Here is a 15804-nt window from a genome sequence, read left to right as displayed (position 1 = left end):
GACCTGTAATTATTTCACTGTCGTGGTATAAACAAGTGTAAATCATTTTTCACTCAAAACTTGTTACTACCATGACAGTTCACAGAAAAACCCAAATCTGGGCTATCACAGCCCTTTTATCGCTCTCATTTTTTGCCTCAAAGGCACAATGGACTCCCGGCCGCTATATGCGCCAGGCTATGACTAATACCTTAGTGAAAAGCCAGATAATGACTTCAAGTAGCAGTACGCTGGGTTATAAAGAGGGCCTTTGCTTTTTAGGGGGCTATCTGACGCAAAGCAGCGAATTAGGATGGACACTTACCCTGAATGCCGGCACTAAATACACTTTTGTAGGGGGCGGCGATAGTGACGCAATTGATGTAGACCTGCGTATTACCAATAGCTATGGCACTACTGTAGTGCAAGATAACCAGACAGATATTACACCAATTGTGAGTATTACACCCACTTATACAGCACAATATACCATTTATATGAAACTCTATAGCTGTACAACCAGAGGTAGTTTTTGTGCCCTGTCAATACTACAGAATGGTGGATATAATATCTCGACAAGTCGTTTGGATGAGTCAATAGATAATATCATGGAGATGGGGAGTAATATCAACAACCGCCAGAATACTTATTTTATCAGTAATCAATGGAGTCTTTTTGGAGGATTATTCAGCTCTGGAGAAACCCAAAGCATTTCTAATTTAACTTTGGGCAATAATGATTGTGTAATTGTTGGTTCAGGTGATAGCAATGTGTCTGATGCCGATTTGCACCTGACAGCAAGCGGAGTGTCTGTAACAGACAATAAAACTGATGCCCGACCTGTGCTAATACATACTTCAAGTAGTTATAAAAAATATGCTCTGGAGATAAAGAATTATAAGTCTTACGGCAAATCGGTTCTTATTTCAGCAATACTAAGTATTTAGGATTAAAGCCTTAGTTTTAGATAACTGAAAGGGTTGTAAAGCACCGAATGGCTTACAACCCTTTTTTATATTAAACCGATAGTAAGTATACGTTATAAGGTAAAGATGCTATTGCTACCCTTTCAGATGAAATTATCCAGTGTTTTTAGCACATTAATTTTTCCCGATTAATACAAATTCAGCGCCCACCGCGTGTTTACCAAAGGTTGAATATACTGGTATAGGGCTTAAATTTTCCTGAATCAAACCAAAAATCTGTTGTGCTGTTAATAGCTGTTTTTTTAGCCTGAGTGCGTTTAAAAACTTAATAGCAAAAGGAGAGTGTTGAAAGTTTACGAGGTCGGCATCCGGAACGGGTTTAAGCATAGCCGATGATATAAACTGACGGGCCTTGTTATGATAGTTTTCAGCCAGAAATTGTTGATTTGCCTCTGTCAACTGGTTTTCTTCCCGCTTCTTATTCTGAGCAATCAGGTGTTTATCAAAAGCCCCTCCGTAACAAACATCTGACATAAATAACACATGCCTGGAGGGTAAATTATTGATGATTCCTGAAAGCTGGGCGTAGTTAAGGTAAGTGTGGCGGGCCGGGTCTTTCTGCTTGGGCAATGTATTGCTACCCACCAGAAAACCATCATCATAAAAAGTAGTATCAAGATCACCGTGAGTAGCTACATAAATCAGGAGCTGGTCGTTAGGTCGTAGTTTTTTGCTATATGATTGTAAGGTAGTCACAATAGAATCAGTGGAGATATTCTCTAATGATTGTGTTTCTATTTTATAGCTATTATTGAGTTCGTTTGCAATAGCCCGAATATCGTTTAAAGGGTTTTGCAGTTTTGTCCAGGCTGGCCAGCCTTTTGGAAAATCATTGATTCCAATTAATAATCCATAAGTTTTGGCATCATTCTTCAAAAAAGCACTATCAGGTTTCGGAGTATCAGATGGAAGCCCTCTGTTTTGTGATTGACCTAATTCATTGAGTTGCTTGAAAAACTGGCTTTCAAAAAATATGGTTGCATAATTATCAGGGTCTTTATCGTAAAAATATTTAAGTACATCAACCCATTTTTTTTCAGAGAAAAGGTTAAAAATACTTATTTCAGAGGAAGACATTTCCTTTATCCATCTTGCAATTGGCCCAGGGTCTAATCCATAATTAGCCGGTACAATAATCACCCTGTTCCGGGCAGAAAGTTGATAAATATCTGATTTACTAGCTCTTAAAATAGAAACCATCTCACGGGCGAAATTAGAGCTTGCTCCTGCTTCAGAGATTATCAATTGATTTTTGGCGGGAATTAACTCTAACCTTTCTGCCAGTTGTTTTAAAGAAAATCCTTGTTGCCTAATAAAATTAAGTGCTGAATCTCCGGTAGCCTTACTATTATTTATTAGAATATTCGATTTATGAGAAATATAAGGCATAAAATAAGTGCCTTCAACAGTCTGAAGAGTTAGTCCTGCAAACATAAAGAAAAAATAATCCTCTGCTTTGGCGTTTATACTTATTGAATCTATAGCGGCTTTTATATTTTTCCATGTTACTTCGCGTCCGTAAATATTATACTTGAAAATCTTGTTAATTTGTTTTGATGAAGTACGCCCAATTCCATTATATCTAGCCCGTTTCTCAGCATAACTACCGATAGAATCACTAAAAGAACGCGCATCGGCCTCGGCATTCAGGAACTGAGGATTATATAGTAATCTTAGCGCACTATAATCATTCAAGCCGATAGAAATGATGTGAACATTAGGTAGCATGATACCCCCCGAATTTGTTTTATCCTTACCAAATATCGTTGAGCTAATCAAAAAAATAAGGCCGAACAAAATTTCAGAACTTCTTCTTTTCAGTAACATACTCTAAAATTTCAGTTTCTTTTCCAATCAATAATTTACGTTCCTGTGTTTCAATATTATATTGATAACGTATTATTTTAGGGTCAAATTTACCATAAAGCACCAATGTATCATTTCTGAAGGCATAGCCTTGTTCTTTATCATCAGGATACATAAGTATGGTCTTAGTAAGATTAGTTGTATCACTTTCTCCGGCTAGTCCCAGGTTTTTTCTGGTGATTTCCTGCGCTTGAATTTCTACTTGCTGCGCTATTGCTGATGTCGGAGAAGGGGAATCAATAAGTAAGTATCCAATAGTCAGTAATATACAAACAGAGGCAGCAATGGCTATAGGATAGTTTCTCAGTATACCGACCAAAAAAGGACGCTCTTCAAAACTCACCCCCTTTTCTATTAATTGTTCTTTCAGCTGTTGCTTTGCTACTTTATTTGATGCCTGTACGACCAGCTTATGAAACTGATATTCTTTGAGCAATTCCGGATTTTTATCAAACTGTTCTTTTATAAGCCTCATTTCTTCGAGCGTATATATACGGTTGATAAGGCCATCAAAAACTTGTTCTTTATTTGAATCATTAATAATCATTGTCTTTTTGTTTTTTTGTTAATACTACCACACATACCCAGCTCCAAGAATACATCTTCTTAAATCTTCTTTGCACCTTCTTCTGGTTACCCGCACAAGATTTTCATTATAAATTTGAGGAGGAATTTCGTTTTTGTCTGACCAACGGGTCATTTCTAAAGCAATGGTTTCGTCTTTTATTCGTTCTTCATGCTCAAGATAATTGGAGGCGAGATCAGCGATTGTCTGATTAAAGTCGTCTAGTCCTAACTTTTTATAATCTAACGAATAAAGTTTTAAGCATCGGTCACTAAAGCACTGGATATTAAACATATACTCCATGACTACTTCCAGCGTAATTTTTTTGTTAAATGCTTTAAAAGCTTTTTTGTCAAGTTCATCGTAAAAATCACTTAATCCTTCTGGATCGTTTAGTTCCCCTTCTTCAATATCATCAAAATCAAACTTATTTCCTCTTCTATCATTTAAAAACTTATGTTTGGCAACCTGGCAAAGATAAGAAAAGACGGTACCTCTCGAATGGTCAAATATTTTTCCGTTTCTCCCATAGGTTTCATAAAGAATTAAAAAAGCATCATTTGTATATGTTTTATTATTTTCATCGTCTTCTGAGCCCTGATTGCGTAGAAATCCTCTGATTCTGCCAGAATATTTTTCGATTAGCCTGTTTAAAGCCAATTCATTTCCATTTCTCATCGATTGTAAAAGTTGCTCATCATCTTGCTTTGAAGTTTTAAAAAATCTCATTTTCTGTTGATTTAACGTTTTGATGTTTGTGCTAATTTGAGAAAAGAGTTTTGAATAGCCTATTCATTGTTTCAAAATCAAAGCCCATTGTATGATTTTTTTATCCTGCAGCACAAAAATCAATTTTTGGTCATTTTTCAGTGTATAAATGTACTCTTCAATACCCATAAATAGCGGATAAGTTTTGTATTGGTTACCATATTTTTTAATCATTGTTTTTTCAGTATCGCCCACACCAACACCTCTTTTTGACTTGCCGTTGAACGTTGAGTCCATAAACCAGAAGATAGATTTGTCGTATAAAATTTTATAGAGCCCCAGCTCATTTGTTTTGATTTTAACAGTAGCCATCAATGGAACTGCTACGGCGAACGACTCTGATGTAGAGATAAATTGATTGAAACCAGATTCTGGTATATTCATGACTACAGGCCTATTGCTGCTATAATAATTGCTTAAAATATCATCAACCCATGAACTTACGGTTTCATAAGAATTTTTTAACCACGATAATGAATACTGAGAAAATTGATTGAATAGCTCAAGATTTTTTTGATATTTTTCGCCATTGGTTCTACTGGCCGATTCAAAGTCAGCCAGTGCTCTGTCTTTTTGGCCATCTTCAAAGTATGCAATGGCTCTTGCGGTTAAGGCATCGGCTGAAGGTTTTTCTATTTTATTTATTTCGCCAATAGCAGCAGCGTAGTTTTTAGTAAGAATATAAGAGCAAGCCAGATTAATCCTTGCCAATTCATAATCAGGATTTATTCCTAAAGCTTTTTCCAGAAGCCTTTGCGCTTCTATTACTTCTTCAAGCCCCCTTGATTTTGGTTTCTCTCTTAGCCGGGTAACGACATCAAATTCAATCGGCAGAATAAATCTTGTGTAGGGTTGACGTTGAAGATAGTCCTGAATCAGGCAAGCGGCCTTATTATTCAGCACTTCGGGGCTTGGCAGATGATTACTGATGTATTCAAAACAAGCGGCTGCTTTTTCGAATGATTTGGAAGAATAAAGTATCTGCCCCATACGATACATAGAAACCAGACGCTGTAATTCTTTACTTTTTTCAATATAGGTTTCTTTCCTGAATCTTTTAATAGGATACTGTTCGTTTATATTTTCAGGGAGTTTAAACTTAGTATATATGGCGTCTATTATGTTAGGAAATGCCGTTTGAGTATAATATCCTGCCAGTTGTGCTGCATAACAACCATTGAAATCGGCTTCACTTTCCAGTTTTTGTTTATCTTTATTCGTTACACCAGGCGTTGGTTTACTAAAACCATAGGTCTCATGCCAGGTATGTTTCAGATAATGGTGGCTCAACTCATGCCCCAGAATAACCGCAAGGGCATTGAGCGAGTCTGCCTTGAGTGTTCGACACAAATCATATAATTCTTCCGAAATCAGTATTTTGTTATCCTGCGGTCTATATAAGGCTATTAAGGGTTCTTTCGGATTCCGGTCTTTAACCAGTTCTACTTTTAATTTTCCACGGTATTCTCCGAATGTATTATTGAGGTCATTAAAAACCTTGTCCACTATTCCGGCTTTGTAGTTCGGTTGGGCTTTTAGAGTCGATATTGTCAGAACAACCAATAAAAACAGCCAAAGCATATTAACCGGTTTCTGTTGTTTTTTCATATGGTAATATTTTTCTTGTTTGATTTCGATAGCTAAATAACTGTTGATTTATAAAATTACATAATAGGTTTAGATTTTAAAAAAGCAGGGCAATCAGAAGAGAGATAAACGGACTTTAAGCTCTACTTTTTGGGTAATTCATCCCCATAATCGTCCGGAATTAATAGGCCAAAGCCCTTGAAATGCTCAAAAATCAGAGAAATATGTCGTAGGATAAATAAACCAGAAAAATAAAATTCAGCTGATATAGTTGTAATAGGCATTTTCTACATTTGGTAAAATTTCACAATCTAACAATTTCACAACAATGAAAAAGTGTCTTTTTTTCTGTATGTTTCTCCTATTGACAGGAGCCTTGTCTTTCTCGACTTCAGCCCAAACAAAGCCATCGAAATCTGTAGAAGTTACAGGTAAAGCGGTAGCCAAAGCACGCGGAGCAAACCCGAATATCAAAGTAGATCTTCCTACGGTTGATAACCCTGTTCCGAAGCCACCCAAATCAAGAGGTGACCTTTGTATTGTAAAGTTTGACAATTGGACAGGGCTTTACATCAAAGTGTATGTAGATGGGTATTATAAGGGAATCCTTGATCCGTGGGATAAAGGAACAGTTACTGTTGAGTCAGGCTATACAAAGATTTATTGTATTTCGACCGGAGGTACCCGGGAATGGAAAGCTGATGGCAATTGCGAAGGGGTTTATACCTATACACTCAAATAAACCTGCTATCAACGATTTTAATCTCAACCCTCTTAGCATTGTTTTGAGGGTTGTTTTGATTAATTTTTAAATCATCCGCTCTCATGAAGAAAATAATTCTTTTTACCATCTTGTTCTTTTGTATTCTCCAACAGACATTCGCCCAAAACAATACTGACCCTGTTATCAGCCTTGAAGAAGCACTGGCTGGTGTTGTTACGGTTGGTATTTATAAACTACAGGGGGCAAACAAAGTGTTAGGTATGAGGGGGGGTGCTCAGGATAAAATAAGTGATATTGCCTACCAGAAAGCACTTGATCTGAGTGGCTCGTCGAGTAGCGGATCAGGCTTTATTATTGAAAAAAACAAGCGTCTCTATATCATTACCAATGCCCATGTGATTGAGTCGGCTTCTGATGAAGCCGGAAGTATTTTTGTGTATACGATAGACAGGCAAAAGTATGAGGTTAAAATAGTAGGTGGCGATAATTTTTATGATATTGCTGTGCTGGAATTTGTACAGACACCCCCAAGAGATAAGATTACGGTGTTGCGTTTTCGTCAGTCTGAAGCAAAAATCGGAGAAACCGTTTATGCTATCGGCAATCCTCTGGGCGAATATCCCTATACAGTAACTAATGGTATCGTAAGTGCCAAAAACCGGGTACGCGGCGGTAATACCGGCAAATTCGGGTTTATTCAGACCACCGCTACCATTATCTGGGGTAATAGTGGCGGCCCATTAGTGGATACCCGTGGCGAAGTTTTAGGTATTAACTCACAAATAGCCTTTACTACTTCTCCGACTGGTGAACAAATCTGGCAGTCTCAGATCAATTTTGTGCTTGAAAATCAGCTTTCTGAGCGATTGATTAATGATATTATTACCAACAATGGCAGAGTAAAAAGAGCTTACCTTGGTATTGAGCTATCGCGTAGAGTACATATCATTCAGACCCGAGAGGGCATGGGTATAGAACCGATAGATAGTTTGCCCGTATTATCGGGTGTAGTGCCTAATTCTGCCTGTAGCAGGTTTTTAAGAGATAAACTCGGCGCTATTCTCTTAAAAGTAAATGATGTACCCGTAAAATCACTGGAAGAATCACTGGGTGAATTTGAAAAGGTAAAACCCAATACCGATATTAAACTGACTTTTAAATTTAAAGATAGAACAGAAGACGTGATATTCAGAGCAAGTACGCTCGAAAAACAAACCCTTGAAGACCTTGCCAGGTATGTATTGAGTAAAGCACTTGCTGACCGGATTGATTGGGATTTCAGCCAGCCAACGCTTACCTTTACTACCAAAGGAAGGGAGACGTATGGCTATAAAAATTCGGGGTTTTCGAAAGAGGGTGCTCCGGCTACCGGAAGTTATTATCGGGTGGTTGCTGCAGGAATTGTGCAAAACCAGAAAAGTAAAAACCTATGGCGAATGGCTGAGGTAAGAGATATGGGTGCTACGCTTAAAATCTGTGGCACAAATGGCTATCTGGATATGGTGGTGGTGGGTAAAGATGCTGAAACACCTCAGCTTCTTAGAATAAACTTCTCTGACTACGATGATATACTGAGAGGCGTATTATGGTATTAAATATAATTGAATATGGGTTTGCAAACAAATTGTTTCTTTTGGGTATTGTTCTGGCTATTGGTTGGAAGCTCTGCCTTATTGGCTCAGATTAAGCCCCGGAATACTACATAATGAATCATTTATAGAGACTTTAGTTGCTTATGATGGTCTGGCTTTCTCATTGATAAGACAAAGGAAATATTCAGAGGCTGAAAAAGTTCTGATGTCCGCATTAAATTTAGATCCAACCCGGAGAGAAACACTTTATTATTTTGCTTGCCTTTTTGCTTTGCAAAACCAATCCGAAAAATCGCTACTTTACTTAGAGTCAGCCATTAATAAAAGTTTCAGAGATTTCAAATATATCGAGACCGATACCGATTTAAACAACATCCGTCACTTACCACAATTCAGTGCATTGATAGAAAAGTATAAAAAATAGCTGTCATTTAAAATAATCACTCATGAAAAATGTCCTAATTATTATCGTTCTATGGGGTCAGATTGCTTTTGCTCAAACAAAACCAACTACTACCGACCCGTCTAAGAAAGCGTTTATCATTGCTATAGCCAACTACCCGGCTGGTGGTGGCTGGGAGGGTTCAAATCCGCTTAGTAGCCAGAACGATCTTGAGTTACTCAGAGCGGTACTGCTGAAACAAGGGTTTAGCTCCAACAATATTCTGGTGATACCTGAAGAAAAAGCTACCAAAAACGGGGTAAGAGATGCCTTTAATGCTTTTAAAAGAACGATAAAAAAAGGCGATAAAATCATCTTTCATTTTTCGGGACATGGGCAGCAGGTCTTTGATGTGAGTGGCGACGAGCCTGACCAACTGGATGAAGCGCTTGTATTGTATGACTCACCGGCAACCCTGAAAGGAGACTCGACTTATGCAGGAGAAAAACATCTACTTGACGATGAGCTAAGTGTTATGCTCGAAGATTTGCGTAAAGCTGTTGGGACTGACGGCCACGTGGTTGCTTTTATTGACGCCTGTCATTCGGGTACTGCAGCACGTGGGATAGGGAAAATGCGCGGTGGTAGAGCAGCTATAGTGCCCAAGGGAAAACAGCTGAGAGGTGTTAAAGAAAAAAACAATGAATCGGGTATGATTGAATCGGCAAGTGTTGGAATTGGCGGATTAGGGAAAATGGTCACATTTGGCGGCACGGCTTCGAGCCAACCTAATTACGAAATTGATGATGATAAATCGAAAAAGAGTTATGGGTCTCTTACTTTTGCCATGAGTAAGGCTTTTGCCCAACTTCGTTCAAATACAAGTTATCGACAGTTTTTTGCGAATATAGTCAATACCGTTACAAGTAAATTGCCCGGCCAGACACCGATGATTGAAGGTGACATTGATCAGGTATTTTTTGGTGGAGACGTGGTAGAACAAGTCCCTTATTTTACTATATCAGAGATAGATTCTGATATGGTGACACTCAATGCCGGACAAATTCATAATCTTCAACCCGACACAAAAATAGCGCTTTATCCATCCGGAACAGCAGACCCGAACAAAGCAAAGGCGCTATTTAAGGGAGTGGTTCAGTCGGCCACTTCATTATCTGCCAAAGCAAAACTAGACGCGCCTCTTCCGGAAGGTACTGAAAAAAATAGCTTCTGGGCGTTTATAACCGAATATTCTTATCGGGATCTGGTAGTGAAAATTACGACACAAGGCATAGATGCTACCGCTGGAACTCGCATTAAAAAGAATTTAGAGACATTGCCTAATTTGCTTTGGGTGAAAACACCTGAAGAGGCAGATCTGATTCTGAAACAAGACTCTGCTCAGCGATTGTATCTTATGGATCCTAAAACAACGCTCTCTTTCGGAGGCTCTGTTGCTGCTGATAAGCTTAAAGCACGTATTGAAACTTTTACAAAAGTGAAGGCGCTTAAAGGATTTACAGGTGCCGACGAAGACCTGAAAGTAGGTATACAGATTAATAAAAATGATGGTTCAGACAAATGCGAATACCTGAAGGGGAAAAACGAGCAAAATGCAGTGCAACAGATACGTGTAGGGGATAGGGTATGTGTGTGTACGAAAAATTTATCTGACAAAGACCTGTATATTACGATTCTGGAATTCTGGCCTGATGGTACATTTACGCAAATTTATCCTGCCAATAACAGGCTGGAAGAACCGCTGAAATCTGGACTGGAAAGGAATTATGGTGGAACGGTAAGCATTGGGCCTGATGAACCCTACGGACAACATATTGTAAAGGTATTTGCCGCCGTAGGTAAGCAATTAGACTTTAAGGCTTTAGAAATGGCTCAATTCAGGGGTGGAGATAAAAATAGTTTGCACCCACTTGAAGGTTTTATCTATACAAGACGTGGAATTGGGGGGCTGCAAAATGAGGATGACAATAAAGTATTTACCCAAACAATTGTTTATCAGCTAGAACCTCGTTGAATTTGGCTGACATTCTTATGGCATAATAGAGATTCTGAAAACTTTATTTAACGAATCAGAAGCAATACAGAATAATTGACCAGAGTTGAAACTGGTTACAGGCAAACTTTTTAAAGACCAGTTTTACATTGAAAATAGAAGTGTTTTCAATGTAACTGTATATTAGGTTTTTTACTTTTTGAAATTGATACGAGTACATTATGAGGCAAGATTATAACCTATTGATACCTAAAAGGATTGAGTAGAAAGAAGTTTGGCCAATTGCTTGGGGTTGGGGAATCCACTCTTAAGACTTGTGAGGATAATAAATATATTCCTGTGGTATATATTATTCAGGTTCTACAAACTTTATTTAACGAAAATGATATAATAAACTAATTCTGAATTAAAGAAAATAAGTTGAATTAGTATATATACTTTCCTGGCCAACGTAGTGAGGGACTATGCATCTTAAAAGATAGAAGAAAGTCCTGTTAAATCTGATAAATAAAAAACCACCCTTATTCAAAATTCTGAAAAGGTATTGAAGAAAATGTTAAAAGGGTTTGGCGAAATGGTGATAAATATCAGTAGAAAGAAATTAGCTATTGAGGTTGATTTTCTTGAATAAATAATTTCTGAATTGTAAAAAGATATTTATCTGGTTGTAAACAGAATTACTAAAATCAGGTATTACAAAATCTGCTTTCTCAAAAGAGTAATCTCATCTTGTTGAGTTTTTAAAAGGACTTCTTTTTCGTGCAATTTAGATTGTAATTCATTGGCACGGTCTTTCAAATACAGAATCTGTTCTTCTAAATTCTGAGTAAATTTCTGATACAGTTTAAGGGCATTTACCTGAATACTATCGTCAGGCAAACTGGCAGTTTGAGTAGAAATAAAAGTTGGGCCGGAAGCATACACTGAAACATCAATACCACAGACTTTGGCAATAACCGAATAGTACTTAGGAGCGATTGCAGACTTCTTATTAATCCAATTGTTGTAGGTGGCTTGTGAAACATTCAGCAGATCAGCCATTTCGTGTTGAGTAATTTTTCTTTCCAATTGATATCGGAAAAGGGTTTCTTCTATGGTTTTCATCGCAGCATAAAGTTTAGATTAGTAGTTAACTAAAAAATCAACGTAAGGTAAAAATTAATATTTTATTAATCAAGTAATAATAAAGCATTTTAAAACTTAAAGTACTTAAAGGAAGCAACTTATAAACTTCTAACATATTATTAAAATTATTTTACGGCACTTTTATCAAAAAAAATTATCATTTAATTATTAATATTCTGATTGGTATTAATTAGAAAGACTTCCACTTTTGTAGAGTTACTGGACTAAAAAATTCTATTATCCGATGTTTAGAATTAACTCACCTCAAGATAACGCTATTTCAGCTACTTATTTATTTCTCAAATCTATTGGTGCAAAAGTTACTGAAGAAACGGTAGAAGAAACTTTAAGAAATCATCCTCACTATCCAAGTCTATTAGCAACTAGTGATGCTTTAAATGAGTGGCATATAGAGAATGCTTCATTAAGAATAAAACCTGAACAATTAACTGAAATTCCGACACCGTTTTTAACGTATTTAGCTTTGAATGGAGGCTCTTTTGTTGTTGTAAAATCTATAAAAGAAAATACAATTGAGTGGTTATCTTCTGATAAAAAAGCCATAAAGGAGAATCTGGTGGATTTCATAAAAAAATGGAGTGGTGTAATTCTGGTAGCTGAGATTAATGAAAACTCAGGTGAAGAAGATTATCAGAAAAACCGGAGAAAAGAGTTTTTGTCGGGGTTTCGTTTTCCTTTGTTCTTATTGGCTCTATTAGCAACTTTTATTAATGTTTTTTATCATACTTTTTCAAATGATTGGCATTATAATACTTTATTAGTCACCAAGCTGCTTGGAACGTTTATTTCTTTGATATTACTCTGGCAAAGTATAGATAAGAATAATCCATTTATTCAAACGCTTTGTCAATTTAATACTAAGATCAATTGCAATTCAATTCTTAATTCAAACGCTGCCCAGATTACTCCGTGGTTAAGTTGGTCGGAAGTTGGATTCTTTTATTTTGCCGGTGGTTTTGTTAGTCTTTTAATCGTTCCTGCTTCTTTTCCACTTTTTCAGATTTTGGCAAGTCTGGCTATAATATATACTTGCTGGTCTATTTATTATCAGGGTTTTATAGCTAAACAGTGGTGTATTCTATGTTTATTAGTTCAGGGAGTTATTTGTATAGAATTTTTCATATCGCTGCCCGTTTCATTCCCTTCTCTTTTAAAGGAGCTTAATACCTTTTCTTTTAATAACTCTTTGACTGTATTACAGGGATTTTTAGCACCTGCATTAGTATGGATTTTCTTAAAACCTATTTTGCAAAAAAGTCAGCAAACCAATAAGCTTAAGAATGATGTAAGAAAATTTAAAAATAATCCCGATTTCTTTTTAAATCAACTTCATACACAACCCGAAATGCCATTTATATCTAAAGTACTAGACCCGGTTGTAATTGGTCATTCGAAAGCACTTTATACTATTACTATAGTAACTAATCCTTTCTGCCAACCGTGTGCAAAAGTTCACAAGGCCATTAAAGAATTAATTGAAGCAAATGAAGAAGTGAGTTGTCAGGTAATTTTTTTAGCTAGTAACCAAGATAAAGACTCCCGAGGAATAATAGCAAGGACTATTCTTTCAATGCCTGCGAATCAACGAGCAGAACTGCTTGATGACTGGTATGGAAATGAAGAGAAAGATGTAGATAAATGGTTAAGAAAAAATAATATTATCGAAAACCCAATAGCAAGTAATACTTTAGGACAACATCAGATTTGGGTAGAACTAGCAGGAATTACTGCAACACCCACTATTTATTTTAATGGTTTTAAAATGCCCGAATTATATGAGATTAATGATTTGAAAGGGCTATTAAAATCAATCTCGATTACGGATTTTGCAAGATCATAAATAAATTATTTAACTTTAAATCATCTAAAAATGAAAAAATTATTAGCAAACTTAGGAGATTTGTCTCTTTCAAAAGAACAAATGAAACAAGTTAAAGGTGGAGTTTGGTGCTACTCAGCTACATGCGAATGTGGAGGGGGGTCATTTGGAGTGCCGCCAGGGGACTTGAATAATTATAGAGAAACAGTAAGTTATTATTGTTCTTCTGGAAACCCAGTAAATTGTAGTTTCCAGTCTTGCTAAAAATTATGAGCAAATGAATTGATCATTTGCTCATTTCATTTAATTTAATTCGTAAATAACTCAAATTTTAGATTTAATAAAAAAATATCAGATGAAATATCTTTTTACTTTGATTTGTTTCCTTCTTCTTTCTCTAAAAGTAGTTGGTGAAGATAGACTCGTTTTATCAGCAAATGAAATTAAATCTGGAGAATCAATTAATTTGAAGTTTTACACAAAAAAACAATTTGATAGCCTTGAAGTCTACATTTACGAATCTAAATTAAATCAGGAGACCATAGTTAGAGCTGAAAATCTTTACAAACAAAAAGATTATTGGGAAATTAAAGTTAATTCAACACCTGATACCCAATTTTTGTTTTTCAATATACGTAACCAAGGAGAACTAATTTACGCCAATAAAGATGATTTTGTATTATTCAATAATAGTAATGAGGTTGAAAGTGAATCGTTAGCTTTACTAGCCAAATTCAATTCCAAAAATTATGCTTATTACTTAAAAATTGAAGGTGATAACAAGGTATCATTAGAAATTTTCAAAAATTCATTCAAGAAAAAGCCAGAATTAAAAAGGAAGTATTTCGTGAATTATTTATATTGTTTTGAGCTGGATAGTGAAATAAATAAAATGATTTTTAAAGACGAATTAGATGAATTGGCAAATTCTGAAAATTTAAGTGCTACAGAATTAGGTGCACTGGTTAGCTTTTACAGTAAATTAGGCATGCAGACCGAAAGAGACAATATCTATGAAAAATGGATTAAAGCATTTCCAGAAGATTTATTCGTATTGAATATGGAATTCAGAAGTACAATAAATGATTTTAATCAATCTAAAGGATTCAATCAAAAAAAAGCTGTTTATCTCAAATATCTTAGTGCGCATGAAAATTATTTACCAAACAACAAGAAAGGAGTTGATGTAAATCTAATGTATTTATTAGGAAATTCAATTGAGGAGTACATTTCAGAAGATAAATTTAATGAATGGGAAAAGGAAGTTGAAAATTTAGACTCTGAGGTTATGCTTAGTACTTATTTTATGGCGTCAAGAATTCTGTATAATAAAAATAATCATCTAGAAATTGCTAAAAATCTTGCAAATAAGTACTATTTAAAAAAAGATATTATTCTAAAAAAACCAAGAGACTGGCGAGAACCATTGGTGCTTTCAGATTATGACATGATGGTGTATAGAAAGAAGAGATTAGCACCTTATTTTAACACTTATGGAAGTATTCTTTCAAAGTTAAATTTAATTGATTCGGCAAAAATTGTTTTAAGGCAGGCTGTTTTTGAACTCTCGAACCTAGAGGATGAAACAATTACCACAAATTACTTAAGTTTTATAGAAAAACACTTTGATGATTCATTTTTGCAGAGTGAAAAGTTACGAATAAAGTCAAAAAACGATGAAACATTTGATATCTCTGAAAAGAGGAATGTTAATTTTCAATTAAATCGAATAAATTTAGTTGAGGATAGTTTTCCGAAAATAGAATTTAACAATCGGAATGGTGAAAAAATAAATAACGAGGATTTTGAAAGGAAAATAATTATTTTGGACTTTTGGGCCACTTGGTGTGGAGCTTGCTGGATGGAATTTATTGACTTGAAAAAGTTAGAAGGTATTTATAGTGACAATCCGCAGATTAGTTTTTATTACATTAACACGAAAGAGTCAGAAAATATTTCTCAACAAGATGTTCTTAATACTTTGAATAAAAAGGGGGTTGATATAAATGTATTATTTGATACTAAAAATTTATCTGAAAAATCATTGAAAATTGGTTCTCTACCAACAATCTTGATTTTAGATGGAAAAGGTAAAATAAGATATAAGCAAACTGGCTACAGTTCAACAGTAGGAATTAATAATATTTATTCGGCAATCGAACAATTGTTAAATCAAAACAAAAATCGGTAAATATGGTCCCGCTTTATTAGCAAGTTTATCATTTCCCCATTTCTAAATTATAATAAACTATTTCAATATTGAATAAAAAGTCATTTTGTACTTAATAATCTAGCGTATTTTCCAGCCTAATAATGGGGTTGTAGATTCAAATGTATGATGAGTTGAATAAATAAAACAAGGGAGCGAACTTTGCA

13 protein-coding genes are annotated in these 15804 nt (G+C 35.5%); 8 read left to right on the top strand and 5 right to left on the bottom strand.

Annotated elements, in window-relative coordinates:
• Positions 1-71 precede the first annotated feature (71 nt).
• A complete protein-coding gene (locus ACYVFA_RS15905) occupies positions 72-926 on the top strand; it encodes a hypothetical protein (protein ID WP_460472831.1) in 855 nt (284 codons plus the stop codon).
• A 153-nt stretch (positions 927-1079) separates the two neighbouring features.
• On the opposite strand, the gene ACYVFA_RS15900 is transcribed toward ACYVFA_RS15905, so the two are convergent.
• The 4 genes from ACYVFA_RS15900 to ACYVFA_RS15885 form a co-directional block, all read right to left on the bottom strand.
• Positions 1080-2693 carry a caspase family protein gene (locus ACYVFA_RS15900; RefSeq protein ID WP_460472830.1) on the bottom strand — a complete coding sequence of 538 codons (1614 nt, stop codon included), beginning with the start codon at positions 2691-2693 and terminating at the stop codon, positions 1080-1082.
• Positions 2694-2766: 73 nt separating this feature from the next.
• Positions 2767-3378, bottom strand: a complete 612-nt coding sequence (locus ACYVFA_RS15895) for a hypothetical protein (protein ID WP_460472829.1) — start codon at positions 3376-3378, stop codon at positions 2767-2769.
• Positions 3379-3402: 24 nt separating this feature from the next.
• Positions 3403-4125, bottom strand: coding sequence for a hypothetical protein (locus ACYVFA_RS15890; protein ID WP_460472828.1), 723 nt, complete (start codon positions 4123-4125; stop codon positions 3403-3405).
• Between the two features lie 63 nt (positions 4126-4188).
• Entirely contained in the window at positions 4189-5772 is a 1584-nt protein-coding gene (locus tag ACYVFA_RS15885) for a hypothetical protein (protein ID WP_460472827.1), read from the bottom strand.
• A 307-nt stretch (positions 5773-6079) separates the two neighbouring features.
• Between ACYVFA_RS15885 and ACYVFA_RS15880 the strand changes: the two genes are divergently transcribed.
• From ACYVFA_RS15880 to ACYVFA_RS15865, 4 genes are all read left to right on the top strand, one after another.
• On the top strand, positions 6080-6493 hold the full coding sequence (locus tag ACYVFA_RS15880) for a hypothetical protein (protein WP_460472826.1): 414 nt from the start codon (positions 6080-6082) through the stop codon (positions 6491-6493).
• Between the two features lie 83 nt (positions 6494-6576).
• A complete protein-coding gene (locus ACYVFA_RS15875; protein WP_460472825.1) occupies positions 6577-8070 on the top strand; it encodes a S1C family serine protease in 1494 nt (497 codons plus the stop codon).
• Between the two features lie 202 nt (positions 8071-8272).
• On the top strand, positions 8273-8491 hold the full coding sequence (locus ACYVFA_RS15870) for a TPR end-of-group domain-containing protein (protein WP_460472824.1): 219 nt from the start codon (positions 8273-8275) through the stop codon (positions 8489-8491).
• A gap of 22 nt (positions 8492-8513) precedes the next feature.
• Positions 8514-10484 (top strand): caspase family protein, encoded by a 1971-nt coding sequence (locus ACYVFA_RS15865; RefSeq protein WP_460472823.1) that lies wholly within the window; start codon positions 8514-8516, stop codon positions 10482-10484.
• A gap of 672 nt (positions 10485-11156) precedes the next feature.
• On the opposite strand, the gene ACYVFA_RS15860 is transcribed toward ACYVFA_RS15865, so the two are convergent.
• Positions 11157-11567: a helix-turn-helix domain-containing protein gene (locus ACYVFA_RS15860; RefSeq protein WP_460472822.1), complete on the bottom strand. Its 411-nt coding sequence runs from the start codon at positions 11565-11567 to the stop codon at positions 11157-11159.
• Positions 11568-11832: 265 nt separating this feature from the next.
• Between ACYVFA_RS15860 and ACYVFA_RS15855 the strand changes: the two genes are divergently transcribed.
• The 3 genes from ACYVFA_RS15855 (at position 11833) to ACYVFA_RS15845 (ending at position 15619) form a co-directional block, all read left to right on the top strand.
• Positions 11833-13449 carry a vitamin K epoxide reductase family protein gene (locus ACYVFA_RS15855; protein WP_460472821.1) on the top strand — a complete coding sequence of 539 codons (1617 nt, stop codon included), beginning with the start codon at positions 11833-11835 and terminating at the stop codon, positions 13447-13449.
• A 30-nt stretch (positions 13450-13479) separates the two neighbouring features.
• Positions 13480-13692 carry a hypothetical protein gene (locus ACYVFA_RS15850; RefSeq protein WP_460472820.1) on the top strand — a complete coding sequence of 71 codons (213 nt, stop codon included), beginning with the start codon at positions 13480-13482 and terminating at the stop codon, positions 13690-13692.
• A 91-nt stretch (positions 13693-13783) separates the two neighbouring features.
• Positions 13784-15619 (top strand): TlpA family protein disulfide reductase, encoded by a 1836-nt coding sequence (locus tag ACYVFA_RS15845; RefSeq protein WP_460472819.1) that lies wholly within the window; start codon positions 13784-13786, stop codon positions 15617-15619.
• Positions 15620-15804 lie beyond the last annotated feature (185 nt).

The organism is Emticicia fontis (assembly GCF_054779675.1).
The sequence above is the reverse complement of the archived record's forward strand: the minus strand, read 5'-3'. Positions and strand labels throughout refer to the sequence as shown.

What these genes read in the sequence shown, in the direction of transcription:
- ACYVFA_RS15880 (WP_460472826.1), top strand. Translation starts at nt 6,080, where the DNA reads ATGAAAAAGTGTCTTTTTTTCTGTATGTTTCTCCTATTGACAGGAGCC.
- ACYVFA_RS15845 (WP_460472819.1), top strand. Translation starts at nt 13,784, where the DNA reads ATGAAATATCTTTTTACTTTGATTTGTTTCCTTCTTCTTTCTCTAAAA.
- ACYVFA_RS15900 (WP_460472830.1), bottom strand. Translation starts at nt 2,693, where the DNA reads ATGCTACCTAATGTTCACATCATTTCTATCGGCTTGAATGATTATAGT.
- ACYVFA_RS15865 (WP_460472823.1), top strand. Translation starts at nt 8,514, where the DNA reads ATGAAAAATGTCCTAATTATTATCGTTCTATGGGGTCAGATTGCTTTT.
- ACYVFA_RS15870 (WP_460472824.1), top strand. Translation starts at nt 8,273, where the DNA reads ATGTCCGCATTAAATTTAGATCCAACCCGGAGAGAAACACTTTATTAT.
- ACYVFA_RS15855 (WP_460472821.1), top strand. Translation starts at nt 11,833, where the DNA reads ATGTTTAGAATTAACTCACCTCAAGATAACGCTATTTCAGCTACTTAT.
- ACYVFA_RS15875 (WP_460472825.1), top strand. Translation starts at nt 6,577, where the DNA reads ATGAAGAAAATAATTCTTTTTACCATCTTGTTCTTTTGTATTCTCCAA.
- ACYVFA_RS15885 (WP_460472827.1), bottom strand. Translation starts at nt 5,772, where the DNA reads ATGAAAAAACAACAGAAACCGGTTAATATGCTTTGGCTGTTTTTATTG.
- ACYVFA_RS15905 (WP_460472831.1), top strand. Translation starts at nt 72, where the DNA reads ATGACAGTTCACAGAAAAACCCAAATCTGGGCTATCACAGCCCTTTTA.
- ACYVFA_RS15860 (WP_460472822.1), bottom strand. Translation starts at nt 11,567, where the DNA reads ATGAAAACCATAGAAGAAACCCTTTTCCGATATCAATTGGAAAGAAAA.
- ACYVFA_RS15895 (WP_460472829.1), bottom strand. Translation starts at nt 3,378, where the DNA reads ATGATTATTAATGATTCAAATAAAGAACAAGTTTTTGATGGCCTTATC.
- ACYVFA_RS15850 (WP_460472820.1), top strand. Translation starts at nt 13,480, where the DNA reads ATGAAAAAATTATTAGCAAACTTAGGAGATTTGTCTCTTTCAAAAGAA.
- ACYVFA_RS15890 (WP_460472828.1), bottom strand. Translation starts at nt 4,125, where the DNA reads ATGAGATTTTTTAAAACTTCAAAGCAAGATGATGAGCAACTTTTACAA.